This window comes from Lacinutrix sp. MedPE-SW, from assembly GCF_001874145.1.
Lineage (GTDB): Bacteria > Bacteroidota > Bacteroidia > Flavobacteriales > Flavobacteriaceae > Lacinutrix.
Window position 1 is genome coordinate 190,401 of sequence record NZ_MPCX01000003.1, and the last position, 19,735, is coordinate 210,135.

A 19,735-nucleotide genomic window follows, 5' to 3' on the forward strand; every position below is an offset into this window, starting at 1 on the left:
TGTATAACACTAATATCTTAATAAATTTTAAATAAAATGTAATTTTTAGCCAATAAAATGTTAAAAAAAAGATGAATAAGCATTATTTAAACACAATATGTAATGATTATAAAAAAAAATTAACGCATCAAATATGTATTATTTTAAAGATGTTAAAAAAAATAACTTCCTTAAATTTGCAGCCTAAAATCAATTACAATGTATAGAAGTCATAATTGTGGAGAATTAACCGCACAAAACATTAATACTGAAGTTAGCCTATCTGGATGGGTACAAAAATCTAGAGACAAAGGCTTTATTGTTTGGGTAGATTTACGAGACCGTTATGGTATTACACAACTTGTTTTTGATGAAGAAAGAACCTCTAAAGAACTTTTAGAGAAAGCACAGAACCTAGGCCGTGAATTTGTTATTCAAGTTAAAGGAACTGTAATTGAGCGAGCTTCAAAAAATCCTAATATACCTACTGGTGAAATAGAAATCTTAGTGTCTGAGTTAACTGTTTTAAATGAAGCACTTTTACCGCCATTTACAATAGAAGACAATACAGATGGAGGTGAAGATATTAGAATGAAATACCGCTACCTAGACATTAGACGAAATCCAGTAAAAGAAAGTTTAATTTTTAGAGCTAAAGTAACTCAAGCGGTTAGAAACTATTTATCTAACGATGGTTTTATTGAAGTTGAAACTCCATATTTAATAAAATCTACGCCTGAAGGTGCAAGAGATTTTGTTGTTCCTTCAAGAATGAATGAAGGTGAATTTTACGCCTTACCACAATCACCACAAACATTCAAGCAATTGCTTATGGTTGGTGGTATGGACAAATACTTTCAAATTGTAAAATGTTTTAGAGACGAAGACTTACGTGCAGATAGACAACCAGAATTCACACAAATAGATTGTGAAATGGCATTTGTAGAACAAGAAGACATTTTAAATGTTTTTGAAGGCTTAACTAGACATTTACTTAAAGAAGTTAATGGTGTTGAGATAGAAAAATTCCCACGCATGCTTTACGATGATGCTATGCGTTTATATGGAAACGATAAACCAGATATTAGATTTGGGATGGAGTTTGGAGAACTAAACGAAGTTGCACAACATAAAGAATTTGGTGTTTTTAATAATGCCGAATTAGTAGTTGGTATCGCTGTACCTGGAGGAAATAGTTATACACGTAAAGAAATAGATAAATTAATAGATTGGGTTAAACGTCCTCAAGTTGGCGCTTTAGGTATGGTTTACTCACGTTGTAATGACGACGGAAGCTTTAAATCTTCTGTAGATAAATTTTATGATCAAGAAGATCTAGCAAAATGGGCTGAAGTCACTGGTGCAAAACCAGGTGATTTAGTTTGTGTACTATCTGGAGACAAAAATAAAGTACGAGCACAACTTAGCGCATTACGTATGGAATTAGCAGAACGTTTAGGCTTAAGAGACCCTAAAGTATTTGCTCCTTTATGGGTAATTGATTTTCCATTATTAGAACTTGATGAAGAAACAGGTCATTACCATGCAATGCATCACCCATTTACTTCTCCAAAACCAGGGCAAATAGAATTATTAGACACAAATCCAGGAGAAGTAAAAGCCAATGCTTACGATTTGGTACTTAACGGAAACGAAATTGGTGGAGGATCTATACGTATACACGATAAAGCTACTCAAGCCATTATGCTTAAACATTTAGGCTTTAGCGAAGAAGAAGCCAAGGCACAATTTGGTTTCTTAATGGATGCTTTTGAGTATGGCGCACCACCACATGGCGGTTTAGCCTTTGGTCTAGATAGATTAGTTGCCATTTTAGGCGGACAAGAAACTATTAGAGATTTTATTGCATTCCCTAAAAACAACTCTGGTCGTGATGTCATGATTGATGCTCCTGCACCTATAGACAATGAACAGTTAAAAGAATTAAATTTAAAACTAGACTTACAATCATAAAAATAAAAAATCCTGCAAATTGCAGGATTTTTTATTACATTTAATTGATGCCTAAAAAAACACCTTTAAAACGTTTTTTAATTTGGAGATACAAACATATCTCTGAAAAAAACTTCACTTTTATATTAAGTGCTATTGTTGGCCTTTTAGCTGGTTTAGCTGCAGTAACTTTAAAAAATATTACGTTTACAATACAAAAGGTTTTAAATAGTGCTATTATTAATTCACAAAACCAACTATACTTTATTTTACCCGTAATAGGGTTACTACTTGTCTATCTATTTGTAAAATACATTTCTAAAAAACCTATAGAACACGCCATACCTTCGATATTATTTTCCTTATCTCGTAAAAGCGGTTTTTTAAGACGTTCAAAAATATATTTTCCATTAATAGCTGCACCACTAACTGTTGGTTTTGGTGGATCGGTTGGGTTGCTTGGTCCTGCAGTTTCTTCAGGATCTGCAATAAGTTCTAATTTAGGAAGGTTATTTCATATAAACAGAAAAACAAGAACACTACTTATTGGTTGTGCAGCGGCAGGAGCTATTTCTTCTATTTTTAAATCACCAATTGCTGCTATAATTTTTGCTGTAGAAGTTTTTAGTTTAGATCTAACATTTGTTTCCTTATTACCTCTACTTATAGCTTCGGTTTCTTCTGTCATTACTTCGTATTTCTTTTTGGGAGACGATTTGCTTTTCAATTTTAATTTTTCAGATAAATTTGAAATAAATGATGTTCTGTTTTACGTTGTTTTAGGTATTGGCACAGGCTTCGCGTCTATTTATTTTACAAAAATGTACTTTGCTATTTTAAAATTTTTCGATCGTTTTAAAACAGCATTTCAACGTTTAATTATTGGAGGCTTAGCTATTGGTATTATGCTTTATTTTATTCCTCCTTTATATGGTGAAGGTTTTGCATTTATAAATAATTTATTAGCAGACAAACATATTTTAGCCTTAGGCAAAACACCATTCGACGCTTATAGTGATAATATATGGGTCGTTATTGCTCTTCTTTTTGGAATAACTATTTTTAAAGCTGTTGCAATGACAACCACATTTGCTGCAGGTGGAGTTGGTGGTATTTTTATTCCTACTATGGTTATGGGTAGTGCACTAGGAAATGTTGTTGCCAAAGTAATTAACAATATTGGTTTAGGTTTTAATGTTAGTGAAACAAACTTTACACTAATTGGTATGGCAGGATTAATTGCTGGCGTATTACACGCGCCATTAACAGCTATATTTTTAATTGCCGAAATTACTGGTGGTTACGAATTGTTTATACCATTAATGATTGCCGTTGGCATATCATTTAGCATAAAAAAAAGTGCAATAGACTATACTATTTACACAAGAGAACTAACTGAAAAAGGACAGCTACTAACACACAACAAGGACCAAAACGTTTTAACTTTAATGACTCTAGATTCTATAATTGAAAGTCATTTTGCAGTTTTACATCCTAAAATGACTTTAGGCGATATGTTACACGAAGGTGTCGCAAAATCTACTAGAAACTTATTTCCCGTTGTAGATGAGAATAAAAAACTAGCAGGTATTATTTTGTTAGACGATGTTAGAGAGATCATGTTTGACCAATCTCTGTATAACAATACTTTAGTTGAATCTTTAATGCACAATCCTCCTGATAAAATAATTTATGGAAAAGATTCTATGCAAATAGTCATGCAGAAATTTCAAGATTCTGGAGCATGGAATTTACCTGTTATTAAAGATGAAATATATATTGGCTTTGTATCCAAATCTAAACTCCTTACAGCTTACAGAAGACAACTTATTAATGTTACTACTTAAATTTTGAATTGATTAATTTTGAAAAAATATTAAATAGAAATGAAATATATAATTTGGTTCTTTTTTATAGCATCTTTCTTATCTGTAATTTGTGGTTTTATGCTAGATGTCGCTTACTCTCAAAAACTTATCGGTTTTGGTGTTTTAGCGTTCTTTTTTATAGTTATACCTTTATTTTCGTGGTATAGATGGAAAGATAAAAACCCTAACGATTACTTATTAAACAAGGAAAATTTAGATAAAATGCGAGAGCGTGAAAGCGATAAACGACGTTAATTTAAATTTCGTTTTTCTATAAAAAAACGTTTCATTAAACTAGAAGCTTCTTTGGCTAATATTCCTCCTTCTAATTTTGTTTTTGGGTGTAGTTTGGTTTGTAAATTTATACAACCTCTTTCTTCATCTCTTGCTCCATAAACTATTTTAGAGATCTGACTCCAATATAATGCTCCTGCACACATTTGGCATGGCTCTAAAGTGACATATAGAGTACAATTTTTTAAATATTTTCCTCCTAGAAAATTTGCTGCTGCTGTTATTGCTTGCATTTCTGCATGAGCAGTAACATCATTTAATAATTCTGTTAAATTGTGAGCTCTAGCAATAATTCTATTTTCAATTACTATTACTGCTCCAACAGGTATCTCTCCTTTATCAAAAGCAACCTCAGCTTCCTGAATTGCTTTTTTCATAAAATAATTATCGTCGTAAGGATTTATCATATTATAAAAATAAAAAAAGGCTGCTTAAAAAAGCAGCCTTTCAAAAATTATTTAAAACTGATTTTAATTTTTAATTATTTTATCATTTGTAATGATATTCTCTCCTTTAATGGTTAGAATATACATTCCTGATTGTAAAGCATCTATATTAACATTTACAGAATCTTTAAGTTCAACGGTTTGAGTTAAAACTTGTCTACCATTAATATCTGTTAGAGTTACAACTACTTCTCCAAAGTTCTTTTTAGAACTTATATTAATTTCATTATTTGCTGGGTTTGGATATATAGAATATTGACTCGCTAAATTAAACTCGCTTACACTTAATGAAGTACAGTTTTGTAAAGATGGCATCGCCGGATCTGGCATAGTAAAATCTTCAACCTGATCTGTTCTAGAACCAAACGTTCCTTGGCTAGCATTAACTCCTAATCCACGCGCAGCAAAGACTTCCCAAATTAAACATTGATCTTCACCTCCGGTAGTTGCTAAATCTGCGGCTAACAATCCATCACGCCCATCAACAAAACCAGCACCACATACTTGAAGTTTTAAACCATCTAACACAAGTTGCATTATTTTATTATTACCACCTGTACCATTATAGATATCGGGATCAAATCCATATTTTTCAATATATTTCCAAGTTAAATCCCATAAAACAGTTCCCCAAACAGTACCTATACCATGCGGTTGAGAAATTGCTGCTGTGTTATTAGTGTCTGCATAGGTCAAAGGGTTTGTAGTAGTATCTGTACTATAAGGAAAAGGCCTTATACCTTGACCATCTACTGGCTGAGTCGTTGCGTAAGTTCCAATACCTCTAGCATCTGTTCCTAAGTCTGTACTTTTCATAGTAATCATTAACCCAAACCAATCTGACCAACCTTCACCCATTTGCTCTGCATTAGTTAAACAACCTGTATTAGCTGGACCACCTGCTAATCTTGAAGATATGCCATGACCATACTCATGAGCAACAATTACATTATCCAAGCTTCCGTCTCTCTGAAATGGAGGTGCCGCTACTAATGAAGCATTTACTGTTTCACCATTTAAAATAGCATTTATCATAGCATCTCCATCTAAAAAACTTACCATTACTGATGGTATTGTTACTTGATCTCCTACTGCTCCAGGACCCATTTCAATTGGTGGAGTAGAAACATTATTAACAACAATAACAGCTACTGCTCCTGCGTTTTCTGCAGCTAAAACCTTAGCCCCAAATTCACAAGAACCTCTTCTCAAAATTGCAATATTTCCTGCTATTTCTGAAGCATTTATGATAGTATCACAAGCATCATTTGCATCGGTACTTGCACTTGCATTATCATCTACTACTAAAACTAAATCTGATACAATTGGTGTTGGTGGCAAAGCACCTCCAAAAGTTGCAGATGGAGCAGAATAAGTACCTGCAACACTAGAATTATTAATTGTTAACGGAGGTTGTTCTTGACCCACAGCAGACCATAAAAACATAGTCATTACAGGATTTCCTCCGTCTGGTGGCGTACCAAAGGTAGCATTATTTAAACCACTTCCGTCTTGTCCATCTGCAAATACAAAATCTCCAGAAACTCCTCCATTTCCATAATTATTTGCTTGAAAATTTCCACTTACCTCATTAAAACCATATTGATACCAAATATCATGCATTACATTATTTGTATAAAACAAGTTTGTTAAAGACACATCTTGATACCCTAAAGGCTCCTGATTTGGATTAAAAGGAAAATTAAAATTTAAAGTTGCTCCTCCATCAGAAGAATACCCAGTACCATCATCTCCATTAGCATCCTCTTGAGCATACACATTATTCCCTCTAGTAATTGTAAACTCTGCACCTGCAACTCCATCTGTATCATGCCAACCAAATGGAGACGCTATTATATTTGATGGATCTGTAACTAACTGTATAGATCCATGATTAGGACTTTCTACTGGAATTGGAAAAACGTTATATTGAGAACCATCTGGCATCATAGAAACTTCAGGTTTAAACAAATTGAAATTTTCAGTTTTATCTGCAATATTAATCTCGTGGTGCACATGACCTGCTTCTCCAAAATTACAAGAAACTATCCAATCTAAAACATCTATAACTTCTCCTGATACAGCATCTACTCTAATACTATACCAATTTTTACCATTATTGGTTTTTATACTTAAATCCCATGCTAAATTTAAATTACCTTCTTCCGTTTTTTGATATACTAATTCTACAGGAATATCTGCTTTCGAAATCCCTCCATTTGTATAAATATATTTATTGTGGCCTGTACTAATTAATTCCAGACTAGTAATTGTACCTAAATTAAACTGTGAAACAACACTACTTATAGCAGCTTCTGGATTTAATAATGGGTTAGTGGTATTTATTTTTGATGCTAAATTTGATATAAATGCATTTGCATAATAGAAAACTCTATTATCTTTGATCGCTGTACTTGAAATTGCATTGTGAATTTTTATTCCTTGGTATGCTTGATTTAAATAAACATGATTAATTTTTGTTTTATCTGAATAATAAGCATCACTAATTTGTATATCTAAAACATCTGTTTCTTGCAAACCATATTTATTAATTTCTGACGATAACCACTTTTCTATAATAGAACCGTAAGCATTATCTGATAAGGCTTCTTGACCGTAGCTAAATTGCAGAAAAAAAAGCAAAATGAACGAATAAAGGCTATAAGTGTAATTTTTTTTCATAATTTTTTAAGGATAATTTTTCGTAATAAGTCTCAAATATAAGCATGAACTTACACTTATAATAATTAGCGCCTAAAATAATTGCGTTTTCCTCCATTTTTCCTACAAAAATTTAATAATTTTATAAACTTTTAAACCTTTTATGTCTAAATCAGTTTTATCTACATTAAAAGCCATCAATTCTTTAAGGCAATTACCTAATGAAGATTTACTATTGCTATCTAAAGAATTAAGAAAATTTATAATAGATGCCGTTGCTGCCAAAGCAGGGCATTTGGGTGCTAGCTTAGGCGTAGTTGAGCTAACAATTGCCATACATTATGTTTTTAATACTCCAAAAGACCAATTAGTTTGGGATGTTGGACACCAAGCTTACGGACATAAAATTTTAACAGGACGAAAAAATGTATTTCATACAAATAGGCAATTTAAAGGTATTAGCGGTTTTCCAAAACGCAATGAAAATGAATTTGACACTTTTGGTGTAGGCCATTCATCAACATCAATATCTGCTGCGCTTGGCATGGCAATAGCTGCACAAATTAAAGGCGATGATACAACAAATCACATTGCTGTTATTGGTGACGCTTCTATTGCAAGCGGTATGGCTTTTGAAGGCTTAAATCATGCCGGCGTAACCAACTGCAATCTATTGGTTATTTTAAATGATAACACCATTGGTATAGACCCAAGTGTAGGTGCATTAAAACAATATCTTACAAACGTAAAAAAAGGAACTCAAAAACAAGATAATATTTTTGAAGCATTAAATTTTAATTATTCTGGACCTATTGATGGACATAACTTACCGCTTTTAATTTCAGAATTAAAACGATTAAAACATGTAAAAGGTCCAAAATTTCTTCATGTAATTACAACTAAAGGAAAAGGATTACGACAAGCCGAAGAGAATCAAGTTACTTATCATGCTCCTGGAAAATTTAATGCAAAAACTGGTGACTTATATACTGAAGAAAAAACCTTAAAAGCTCCAAAATTTCAAGATGTTTTTGGACATACTATTGTTGAATTAGCTAAGACTAATAAAAAAATTATAGGTATTACACCAGCAATGCCAACAGGAAGTTCTTTAAAATTTATGATGGAACAAATCCCTGAACGCGCTTTTGATGTTGGAATTGCAGAACAACACGCAGTAACATTAGCGGCAGGAATGGCAACTAAAGGTATGATACCATATTGCAATATTTACTCAACATTTTTACAACGCGCTTATGACCAAGTTATACATGATGTGGCTTTACAAAAATTACCTGTAATTTTTTGTTTAGATAGAGCTGGAATTGTTGGTGAAGATGGCGCTACGCATCATGGTGTTTTTGATATTAGCTATTTACGCTGTATTCCTAATCTAATTATTTTTGCTCCGCGTAATGAAATTGAATTGAGAAATATTATGTATACTGCTCAATTAGGGCTAGACTATCCTATAGCAATTCGTTATCCTCGTGGTAGAGGTACAATAATAGATTGGCAGCAACCATTTTCAAAAATAGAAATAGGAAAAGCTCAAGTTTTAAAACAAGGAAAACAACTTGCTGTATTATCTATTGGAACCATGGCAACAATTGTTGAAAACGCTATAAAAACACATGAAATTTTACATAATATTTCTCATTATGACATACGTTTTATAAAACCTTTAGACCATAATCTGCTTCATAAAATTTTTAAAAATCACGAAACAATAATCACTATTGAAGATGGAGCAAAAATTGGAGGTTTTGGAAGTAGTATTTTAGAATTTGCTGCAGAGCATCAATATAAAAATAATATTTATACTAAAGCTATTCCAGATACTTTTATAGAACATGGAACTGTACATGAGCTCTTTGAGTCAATAGGCTTAGACCAAAAGTCAATATCAAAATTTATAATTGAAAAGTTATCTAAAAACTAAAGCCTTTTATTTTTTTATACTGAGTGATTGCCTGACTATCACTCAACAAAGAAATATAATGACATACGCTTAATAAACGCTCATACAATCTCTCTTGATTTATTTTTATGGTTTTTGGCAAACCTTTTAAAATTAGCGCATCGTAATTAGAAGCGATATTATTGTAACAGTTATTTACTGCCTTTGTATAAGTTTCTAACAAAACACTTAAAACACCATAACCTGCAATTTCTTTATCTACAACTTCTGTAGATTGATAAATTTTATTAATACTTAGCTTAATAATATCCTCTATTTGGGCTTCATATTTACTCTTATCTAATAAAGCTTCATTAAAATTACCTGCCAAAATAGCTTCTTCATTTTTCATAAACATCTCAACCGCTTCATCTATAAGCGCTCCAATTGCCAATGCCCTTAAATAACTTACACGATCTTCTTTGTTAGAAAGTGCATGGTATTTTTCAGTTTTAATTTTATCTCTAACTAAGTTTATTAAATACTCTAAAGCAAAAGCTTCTGGTATTAAACCTAAATTAATACCATCTTCAAAATCAATAATTGTATAACAAATATCATCTGCAGCCTCTACTAAATACGCTAAAGGATGTCGAGCATAACTTATGTCTTTTTTACTTCTTTTTTCTAGACCTAATTCTTGAGCAACATCTATAAAAGCTTCTTTTTCAGTTTGAAAAAATCCATACTTTTTATCTGCTATATGATTTGTTGGCTTTTTAGGTAATGATTCTTTAGGGTATTTTGTAAATGCTCCTAATGTTGCGTAACTTAATCTTAAACCTCCAACTCTACCTTTTCTGCTTTGAGTTACAATTTTAAACCCGTTAGCATTACCTTCAAAATCACATAAATCTTGATATTCTTTATCACTTAAACCACTTTTATAAATCTTTCCTTTTCCAGATTTAAAAAACTCTCCAATTGCTTTTTCTCCAGAGTGTCCAAATGGAGGATTACCAATATCGTGTGCTAATGCTGCCGCTGCAACTATAGCTCCAAAATCATGAGCTTGATAACCATGAATTTCATGTAAATGGGGATGTTTCTCTAAAATTCTTTGTCCCACGCGTCTTCCTAAAGAACGCCCAACAACACTAACTTCTAAACTATGTGTTAATCTGGTGTGTACAAAATCGGTTTTAGACAAAGGAATAACTTGAGTTTTATCTTGTAGACTTCTAAATTCTGATGAAAAAATTATACGGTCGTAATCTACCTCAAACCCTAAACGTGTTTCATCTTGTTCTTTTCGTAACCTCTTATTTGTATCACCAAAACGTTTTAAAGATAATAGTTGTTCCCAGTTCATTTCTAAGTATTAATATGAGTGCAAGATATAACTTTCAATGTTAATTTAACGTTTCGAATTAACAAAAACATTTTCTCTTTGGTAACATTTTACTAACCTTTTAGTGAAAAAGGTTTAACCTTAAGTTAACCCAAACTTTACAACATGTAACTTTCTTTGCACCGAGATTTTAAACTAAAACAACACATATAAAAAACAATACAATGAAAAAATTATTATTATCTGCATTAGCAGTAAGCGCTTTAGCATTCACAGGATGTATTCAAGATGACGACACTCCTATTATTGTAGAAGAAACTACTATAATAAATAACAACAACTCAGAAGATGGTTCTAGCGATGAGTGTATAGTAAAATCTGGAGGAATTGCTATTGATGAAACTTGGACTGCAGATAAGTGCTATATATTAGATAGAAAAGTTGTTGTACAAGAAGGTGTAACTTTAACTATTATGCCGGGAACTATAATTAAAGGTAGAGCAGGTACAGGATCTTTATCTTCTGCATTAATTGTTGCTAGAGGAGGAAGATTAGTTGCAGAAGGTACTGCTACAGAGCCAATTATCTTTACTTCTGAAGCAGATAACATTGAAATAGGGTCTACTTCTGGTACTAACTTAAACGAAAATAACATTGGTCTTTGGGGTGGTGTAATTGTATTAGGTAGAGCTACTGGTTCTTTTCCTGGAAACGTAACTGAAGTTCAAATAGAAGGTATTCCTGCAAGTGATTCTTTTGGATTATACGGTCCTGGTGACGATCCTGCTGTTGATAATGATGATTCTGGAATTTTAAGATATGTTTCTATTCGTCACGGTGGTTCTTTATTAGGAGAAGGAAACGAAATTAACGGTTTAACTCTTGGATCTGTTGGTAACGGTACAGTTATAGACAATGTTGAAGTTATAGGAAACAAGGATGACGGAATCGAGTTTTTTGGTGGTACTGTTGACGCTTCTAACTTATTAGTTTGGGCTCAAGGAGATGACGCTATCGATGTTGACCAAGCTTACTCTGGAACAATTAGTAATGCTGTAGTTATATTAGGAGATAACTCTGACCATGCTTTAGAAATTGATGGACCAGAAGGATCTATTAATGGAACATGTACTATAACAGACCTTACTTTAATTGGTAATGGTGCAATTGGATCTGAATATGCAGATTATAGAAGTAACACACAATCTATTACTAACAACGTTTACGCTTACGGATTTGGAGATTCTTCAGACGTAGAATTAGATAATGATGGAGTTGCTACTAACTACAACAATGGTTTAGTAACATTTAACAACTGGCAAATTGCTTTACCATCAGGTGTAACTGCTGTAGAAGATATTTTTGTAAACAATGCATCTACTGTAACTGTTACAGGGTTTGGATCTGAAGCTACAGCTGTAACAGAAGGTTCTCAAACTACTGGAGCAAATACAGCAAACCTTAACTGGACGTATGCAAATACTGCTGGTGGATTAGGATTCTAATAAACAAACCTTTAAAAACAGAAAATGCTGCTCATAACCTAATAATGGGTGTGAGCAGTATTTTTTTTAATTATAAACTTCAAAATGAAAAAAATAACAAAAATACTTTCATTAATCCTACTTTTTACTACTTCTATTTCCTTTGCTCAAACTGGAAAAGTTGCAGGAAAAGTAATTGATGGTGAGTTTAATGATGTGTTATCTTTTGCAAATATTCTAGTAAAAGGTACTACTACTGGTACCACTTCAGATTTTGATGGTAATTATCAATTAGAATTAGATGCAGGAACATACACACTTGTATTCTCATTTGTTGGTTATCAAACAACCGAAATTAGTGATGTAGTAATTACTGCAGATGGTGTTACAGATTTAACTGTAACATTAAACGCTTCAGAAAACGCATTAGACGAAGTTGTTATTACTACAACTGCGAAACGTAATACAGAAAGCGCGTTATTAAATATTCAAAAAAAATCTGTTGTAATGCTAGATGGGCTTTCTGCTCAAAGCATTAAAAAAACAGGAGCAGGAGACATTGCTGCCGCTGTAAAAAGTGTACCAGGAGTATCGGTTCAAGGCGGTAAATACGTATATGTACGTGGTCTTGGAGATCGTTACACAAAATCTATTTTAAATGGTGTTGACATTCCTGGTTTAGATCCAGATAGAAACACAATACCAATGGATATTTTTCCTACAAATATTATTGATAACGTAATTGTATTAAAATCTGCTTCTGCAGAATATCCAGCCGATTTTACTGGTGGTATTGTTAATATTGTGACTAAAGATTTCCCTACAAAAGCAGAGTATTCTCTATCTGTTGGTGCTTCTTATAATCCAGATATGCACTTTAAAGACAACTACTTATCTTACGAAGGAAGTAATACCGATTTTTTAGGCTATGATAATGGACTTAGAAATAGAAAAATAAATAGATACCAACCAATTCCTGGTACATTTGAAAACAAAAAACTATTAACTAGTTTAACAAAGCGCTTTAACTCACAATTAGGTGCAGACACAGAAACTAGTAACCCTAATTACAATTTTGGATTTACTTTAGGAAATCAATACGATGTTGGAGAAACTAACCGTATAGGTTATCAAGCCTCTTTTTCATATAAAAACAACACTAAGTTTTATGAAGACAGAGAAGATGGTGCTTATATAAGAAACCGTTTTGATACTTCTGTAAACGAATTAGGCATAAATAGAACCGTAAAAGGATCTTCAGGTATTAATGAAGTTTTAATGAATACATTATTAGGGCTTACATATAAAACTGAAAATTCAAAGTATAAATTAACAGGATTACACATTCAAAATGGAGAATCTACTGCTGGTAAATACGATTTAGTAATTAGTGAAGATAATGCTGGTGGTGGTTTATTAAATGCTACTGGAGATGAGCTTACTTATACTCAAAGGTCTATTACAAACTTATCATTAGCTGGTGAACACACATTAGATGCTAACTCAGGATGGAAAATGGATTGGGTATTCTCTCCGTCTTTTTCATCTGTTCAAGATAAAGATCATAGAGCTACAGCATTAAGAATTGTTGATGTTGGAGATGATATACAATACCAAATAGATCCAAGTTCTGTTGGAAACCCAACAAGAATATGGAGAAACCTATCTGAAGAAAGTTGGGTAGCAAATGCTAAACTTGAAAAAAAATACGAACTGTTTAATAGACCTGCACAATTAAAATTTGGTGGTGGTTACACATTTAAATATCGTGATTTTAATTCTGATCAATATTTATTTGAAACAACTTCACCTAATGTTTTAAATGGTGATGTAAATACTATTTTAGCTGAAGAAAACATTTGGACTCCTGCAACAGGTACTGGAACTTACTTAGATTCTAACAATATTTTTCAACCAGAAAACTCTTATGAAGGTGAATACAATGTAGCATCTATGTTTATTTCTAATGAATTTAATGCAACTGAAGCTTTTAAAATTATTTTAGGTTTAAGAACAGAGCAATTTTCATTATTCTATACTGGTGTAGTTGATGAAGAAAATGTAACTGGAATAAAAACTATAGATGAGTTTGATTTCTTTCCTTCTGGAAACTTAATTTATGCGCTTACAGAGCAATCAAACTTAAGGGCTTCTTACTCTCGTACAACCGCAAGACCTTCTTTTAAAGAAGCGTCTACAGCACAAATTTTTGACCCTATTACAAATAGATTTTTTATTGGAGGTTTAAACAATAACACTTTCGATTCTGTAAGACCAACATACATTAACAACTTTGATGTGAGATATGAGTGGTTTAGAGAAAAAGGACAAATGATTGCTTTTAGTGGATTTTACAAAAGCTTTACAGATCCTATAGAATTAACGTTTTTCCCTCAAGCACCTAAACAACTTACAGTTGCTAACTTAGGAGATGCTACAGTAATTGGTGGTGAAGTAGAGTTTAGACAAAATTTAGGATTTATTTCTAATGGATTCGAAAAATTTAAATTCAATGCAAATGTTTCTATCATTAGTTCTAAGTTACAAATGACAGATCAAGAGTTTAACCGTAGAGTGGCAAATGCAAGAGACGGAGAAACTATTGATGATACTAGAGATTTACAAGGTCAATCTCCATACCTAATTAATGCCGGTTTAGATTATAGTGATAATGACAAAGGATTTAGAGCTGGTTTATTTTATAATGTTCAAGGAAGCACATTAGAAGTTGTTGGTACAGGAGATATTCCAGATGTATATACACAGCCTTTTAACAGCTTAAACTTTACTTTAAACAAGACTTTTGGTAAAGACAACAAGTCTGCTATAGATTTAAAAGTAAATAACATTTTAGGAGATAAGAGAGAAAGTTTTTATGAATCTTTTGGTGCAGAAGATCAAGTATTCTCATCTAGAAACCCAGGAACAGAAATATCTTTAGGGTATTCGTATAAGTTTTAGTAAATAAAACTTAATTAATAAAAAAAGCGCTTAGAGATCTCTAAGCGCTTTTTTTATTTTTTATAATAAGAGATTGTTAGTTATTATCTGCAACTCTATCTTTAGTTTGCCACTCACTAACATTAGCAATAGCATTATTTGTGTAATCAACCTCTGTTAAAGTTTCTTTATTCCAAAAAAACCATTTTCCAACTTTAACTCCGTTATTATAAGTTCCAGAAGCTACTTTCTTGCCTTGTATATCAAAACTTGTCCAAGTACCTTGTAACTTATTATTCTTGTTAAAGAAACCTTTTTGAGCTACTTCTCCATTATCATGGTAAAAAGTTGCTTCGGTTTGATCACCGTTTTTCTCAAATTTAGGTTTAACCTCTTGTGCGTATGTAACTGTAAATGCTAAAAGCATTAAAATTGTTAAAATATTTTTCATCTTGTTTTGGGTATTTACTTAATAATATATTAACAAAGATAGCTTTTATTTTACAATTAATACACATTTACGTAACATTAAATTTACATTAAAGCTTTATTTAGTTGATTATCAGTTGTTTGTGTTTTAAAATTTAACATAATCAATTCTAGTTTTTCATCAAAAACCAATGAGACTAAAGCATTAGGATGCGTTTTTTTTTATAAAAAATGAAAAGAACATAACATTAAATTAACATCACGTTCAATTAAATATATGAAATTTGTTTTTCTTTAACTAAACACTTTCAATGGAAAACTTATACTTGTTTATGATTATTGCTTTGGCCCTTTTAGCCATTGCAGATTTAGTCGTTGGCGTTAGTAATGACGCTGTAAACTTCTTAAATTCAGCTATTGGCTCTAAGGCAGTTTCATTTAAAACAATAATGATTGTTGCAAGTGTTGGTGTAGCTGTAGGAGCTATTTTTTCTAGTGGATTAATGGAAGTTGCTAGAAAAGGTATTTTTAATCCAGATCAATTTGTATTTAGTGAAATCATGGTCATTTTCATGGCCGTAATGATTACAGATATCTTACTCTTAGATTTCTTTAACTCGGTTGGCATGCCAACTTCTACAACAGTTTCAATTGTTTTTGAATTATTAGGAGCTGCTGTTGCTGTTGCTTTATTAAAAGTATGGGAAGCTAACGAAAACACTGCAGACTTAATAAACTATATTAATACATCTAAAGCTACAGAAATTATTATAGGAATACTAATATCTGTCGTCATTGCTTTTTCAATAGGAGCTATAATACAATGGATTACCAGAGTGTTATTATCATATAACTTTCAAGAAAAATCGGCTTGGGTTGGTGCGCTTTTTGGAGGTGTTGCACTGTCGTCTTTAACCTATTTTATATTTATAAAAGGTATAAAAGGAACTCCTTTTGCAGACGACACTTTTAGCTTTACTCAAGGTTTAACGATTAAAGATTATTTAGAAAGTCACGTTTTAAACATTGTTGCAATTAGCTTAGTTATATGTACAGGTATTTCATTTTTATTAATGACTGTTTTAAAACAAAACATATATAAAATAATTATACTAGTTGGTACTTTTGCTCTAGCACTTGCGTTTGCTGGTAACGATTTAGTAAACTTTATAGGTGTACCAATTACTGCTTTAAAATCGTATGAAGTTTGGCTAGCTTCTGGTGTACCTGCCAATGAATTTGGCATGTCTTTTTTAGAAGGCAAAGTCTCTACACCATCATACCTTTTATTTATCGCAGGAATGATAATGGTTGCAACATTATGGTTCTCAAGTAAAGCAAAAGATGTCGTAAAAACATCTATAGATTTATCAAGCCAAAGCAGCACTAAAGAACGTTTTAAGCCTAACTTTTTATCAAGATCATTTGTTAGATTTGCTGTATTAGCATCTCAAGCGACAGCCTATGTTTTACCAGAAAACATCCAGGCAAAAATTGAAAAGCAATTTAAACAACCAGAACTTTTACCTTCTGAAAAAGAAGAAGCTCCTGCATTTGACTTAGTTAGAGCAGCTGTTAATTTAATGGTTGCAGCAGTGCTAATATCTATAGCTACTTCAATGAAATTACCATTATCTACAACCTATGTCACATTTATGGTTGCAATGGGAACCTCTTTAGCAGATCGTGCTTGGGGAGCAGAAAGTGCTGTATATAGAGTTGCTGGTGTTATAAATGTTATTGGCGGCTGGTTTTTTACTGCATTAGTGGCATTTACTGCCGCAGCAATTATTGCATTTTTATTAAGCTGGAATGTAAAAGTAATGACACCAATTTTATTACTATTAGCCATTTTATTATTAGTAAGAAATTATATAGCACATAATAAAAAAGCTAAAGTTTTAAAAGCCGAAGACACATTAACAAAAGCCGAAAGCAGCTCGGTACAAGGTGTAATACACGAAAGCGCATCAAATATTGCTAATGTTGTAAAAAGAGGAAATAGAATTTATTCTAACGCTATAAACGGTTTAGCAAAACAAGATTTATCATCTTTAAAAAAGAATAAAAAACAAGTATCCAAACTCTCTAATGAGGTAGATGATTTAAGAGATAATATTTTCTATTTTATTAAAAACTTAGATGAAGCTAGTGTAAGTGCAAGTAATTTTTACATTAATATTTTAGGTTATTTACAAGATATGGCACAATCTTTAGAATACATTTCTAATACCAGCCATAAGCATATTAATAATAACCATAAAAAACTAAAATTTAGCCAAATTAAAGAGCTAAAAGAAGTTGATGAGTCGTTAGAAAGATTATTTATAGACATTAAACAAGCATTCGATTCTCATTCTTTCGAGCAAATTGGAAATATTTTAAATAGAAAAATTGAAGTCTTTAATTTTGTTAAAGATAAAATAGACAAGCAAGTAACCAGAACACGTAGTGAAGAGTCAAGCCCAAAAAACACGACATTATATTTTGGTTTACTTTTAGAAACTAAAGATTTATTAAATGCAACAATGAATCTTTTAGAAGAATACCATAAAGCACATGACGCTTCTGTAACACCTGCAAGAATTAATACTACAGAAGAAGAATAACTATAAAAAACTTCAAAAAAAAGCCTCGCATTGTCGAGGCTTTTTTTATACTAAAAGTTAAAATAAACCTAAAATTAACGTTTTAAAAGTCTGAATAAAAAATGTACACGTACATAGCTATAGATTATAAACTAAAATTTTAAATATGAAAAAAATTTCAATCCTATTTGTTTCGGCAATATTGTTATCTAGTTGTGTTTCTAAAAAGAAATACGTTATGCTAGAACAAGAAAAAGGTGAAGTTGTAAGTGAACTAACCAAAACTAAAGTAGAAAAAGAAGAACTTGAAGCAAAATTTCAAGCCATTCAAGAGCGTGTAGATAACTACAACGCTAAAATAAATTCATTATCTCAAGATATTGATGGTCTACAAAAAGAAAGCGATTCTAAATTCACTGTTTCAACCAACGGAACAATGACTTCTAAGCTTACAGAGCGTCAAATGAGAGAAACATTATCTAAAGTTGACCCAAATAAAGTAAGCCAAGCTAAAACACTTAAAGACTCTATGAATTTAGCTATAGAGTACAATTTAAACAGAGTTATAGATACTAGCACTTTAAATGAAGATGAAGATATTGCAGTTAACATTAACGAAACTGTAGTAATGATTTCTATAAGTGATAAAATGTTATTTAATACAGGAAGTTATAGAGTAAGCAATAAAGCTAATGATATTTTACAAAAATTAGCAGATGTTATAAACTCTGAACCAAGTATTGATGTAATGGTAGAAGGTCACACAGATTCTAGAACAATTAGTACACCAACCTTAAAAGACAACTGGGATTTAAGTGTATTAAGAGCAACTTCTGTAGTAAGAAAATTACAAAATGAATACAATGTCTCTCCAGAAAAATTAATAGCATCAGGGCGAAGTAGCTACCAACCACTTACTGCTAACGATACTAAAGAAGGCCGATCTAAAAATAGACGTACACGTATAATTTTACTCCCTAATATTGATAAGTTTTTTGCACTTATGTCATCAAACTAATTAATATTATAGACTATATATATTCCTTAAAAGCATCTCGAAAGAGGTGCTTTTTTTATTTTTAGTAATTTGTAAAAAATTAAATATAATACATGAAAAATATTTTAAAATTGAGCATAGTACTGTTTACTACAATAAGCTATGCGCAAACCATAAGTGGAGAACAATTACTTAATAACGCTATAAAATATCACGACCCAAATAACAATTGGCAATCATTTAATGGCTCGTTAGATGTCATAATGAAAATGCCTAAGTCTAAGCCACGAATTAGTGAAATAACTATTAATTTACCAAAAGAGTACTTTAAAGTAATCGCTAAAAGAGATACTATAATCTCAACATATATTATGGAAAAAGGCAACTGCATCATCTCTAAAAATGATTCAATTCGTATTGCAAATTTAAAAGAAAAGCCCAAACGTACACATTGCGAAATGACTGCTCTATATAAAGATTATTACACATATTTATATGGCTTGCCAATGAAGCTAAAAGATGAAGGCACAAACTTAGCAGAAACAGTTGAGAAAAAAACCTTTAAAGGTAAAACGTATTTGGTTTTAAAAGTTACTTACGATGAAGCTGTTGGTAGTGACGTTTGGTATTTTTATTTTAACCCAAAAACCTATGCAATGGAAATATATCAGTTTTTTAAAACCGATGAAAATGGCAAGATGAAAAAAGATAGTGGCGAATATATTTTACTTACCGAAGAGGTTGAGATTAATGATATAAAATTTCCTAAAAACCGTGCTTGGTATTACAATAAAAATGATGGCTATTTAGCCACAGATTATTTATCAAACTAATTACTTTTAGTC

The 19,735-nt window shown here is 31.6% G+C and carries 13 protein-coding genes; 9 read left to right on the forward strand and 4 right to left on the reverse strand.

Annotated features, from left to right (window positions below; genetic code table 11):
• The first annotated feature begins 198 nt into the window (after positions 1-198).
• The 3 genes from aspS to BM549_RS04440 are packed head-to-tail and all read left to right on the forward strand — an operon-like array spanning position 199 to position 4,055.
• Entirely contained in the window at positions 199-1,953 is a 1,755-nt protein-coding gene (gene aspS / locus BM549_RS04430) for an aspartate--tRNA ligase (RefSeq protein WP_290469161.1), read from the forward strand.
• Between the two features lie 47 nt (positions 1,954-2,000).
• The gene (locus BM549_RS04435; RefSeq protein WP_290469162.1) at positions 2,001-3,779 is read left to right on the forward strand and encodes a chloride channel protein; all 1,779 of its coding nucleotides are present in this window, start codon (positions 2,001-2,003) and stop codon (positions 3,777-3,779) included.
• Between the two features lie 39 nt (positions 3,780-3,818).
• A complete protein-coding gene (locus BM549_RS04440; RefSeq protein WP_290469163.1) occupies positions 3,819-4,055 on the forward strand; it encodes a hypothetical protein in 237 nt (78 codons plus the stop codon).
• Here BM549_RS04440 and BM549_RS04445 read toward each other — a convergent pair.
• Together BM549_RS04445 and BM549_RS04450 are read right to left on the reverse strand one after the other, a co-directional pair.
• Positions 4,052-4,501, reverse strand: coding sequence for a nucleoside deaminase (locus BM549_RS04445; protein ID WP_290469164.1), 450 nt, complete (start codon positions 4,499-4,501; stop codon positions 4,052-4,054). The two genes, BM549_RS04440 and BM549_RS04445, sit on opposite strands and share 4 nt — an antisense overlap.
• A 63-nt stretch (positions 4,502-4,564) precedes the next feature.
• Entirely contained in the window at positions 4,565-7,222 is a 2,658-nt protein-coding gene (locus tag BM549_RS04450; RefSeq protein WP_290469165.1) for a T9SS-dependent M36 family metallopeptidase, read from the reverse strand.
• Between the two features lie 142 nt (positions 7,223-7,364).
• Between BM549_RS04450 and dxs the strand changes: the two genes are divergently transcribed.
• Positions 7,365-9,143 (forward strand): 1-deoxy-D-xylulose-5-phosphate synthase, encoded by a 1,779-nt coding sequence (gene dxs / locus BM549_RS04455; RefSeq protein WP_290469166.1) that lies wholly within the window; start codon positions 7,365-7,367, stop codon positions 9,141-9,143.
• Here the strand turns inward: dxs and BM549_RS04460 are convergent.
• On the reverse strand, positions 9,133-10,473 hold the full coding sequence (locus BM549_RS04460; protein WP_290469167.1) for a deoxyguanosinetriphosphate triphosphohydrolase: 1,341 nt from the start codon (positions 10,471-10,473) through the stop codon (positions 9,133-9,135). The two genes, dxs and BM549_RS04460, sit on opposite strands and share 11 nt — an antisense overlap.
• Before the next feature lie 203 nt (positions 10,474-10,676).
• Between BM549_RS04460 and BM549_RS04465 the strand changes: the two genes are divergently transcribed.
• Together BM549_RS04465 and BM549_RS04470 are read left to right on the forward strand one after the other, a co-directional pair.
• On the forward strand, positions 10,677-11,957 hold the full coding sequence (locus tag BM549_RS04465; protein WP_290469168.1) for a hypothetical protein: 1,281 nt from the start codon (positions 10,677-10,679) through the stop codon (positions 11,955-11,957).
• Between the two features lie 84 nt (positions 11,958-12,041).
• Positions 12,042-14,897 (forward strand): TonB-dependent receptor, encoded by a 2,856-nt coding sequence (locus tag BM549_RS04470; RefSeq protein WP_290469169.1) that lies wholly within the window; start codon positions 12,042-12,044, stop codon positions 14,895-14,897.
• A 76-nt stretch (positions 14,898-14,973) separates the two neighbouring features.
• On the opposite strand, the gene BM549_RS04475 is transcribed toward BM549_RS04470, so the two are convergent.
• On the reverse strand, positions 14,974-15,327 hold the full coding sequence (locus tag BM549_RS04475; RefSeq protein WP_290469170.1) for a nicotinic acid mononucleotide adenyltransferase: 354 nt from the start codon (positions 15,325-15,327) through the stop codon (positions 14,974-14,976).
• A 289-nt stretch (positions 15,328-15,616) separates the two neighbouring features.
• Here BM549_RS04475 and BM549_RS04480 point away from each other — a divergent pair, with 289 nt between their 5' ends.
• The 3 genes from BM549_RS04480 (at position 15,617) to BM549_RS04490 (ending at position 19,723) form a co-directional block, all read left to right on the forward strand.
• Positions 15,617-17,914: an inorganic phosphate transporter gene (locus BM549_RS04480; protein WP_290469171.1), complete on the forward strand. Its 2,298-nt coding sequence runs from the start codon at positions 15,617-15,619 to the stop codon at positions 17,912-17,914.
• Between the two features lie 145 nt (positions 17,915-18,059).
• The gene (locus BM549_RS04485) at positions 18,060-18,911 is read left to right on the forward strand and encodes an OmpA family protein (RefSeq protein WP_290469172.1); all 852 of its coding nucleotides are present in this window, start codon (positions 18,060-18,062) and stop codon (positions 18,909-18,911) included.
• A gap of 92 nt (positions 18,912-19,003) precedes the next feature.
• Complete coding sequence (locus BM549_RS04490; RefSeq protein WP_290469173.1) at positions 19,004-19,723, forward strand: DUF6503 family protein; 720 nt, start codon at positions 19,004-19,006, stop codon at positions 19,721-19,723.
• The last annotated feature ends 12 nt before the right edge of the window (positions 19,724-19,735 follow it).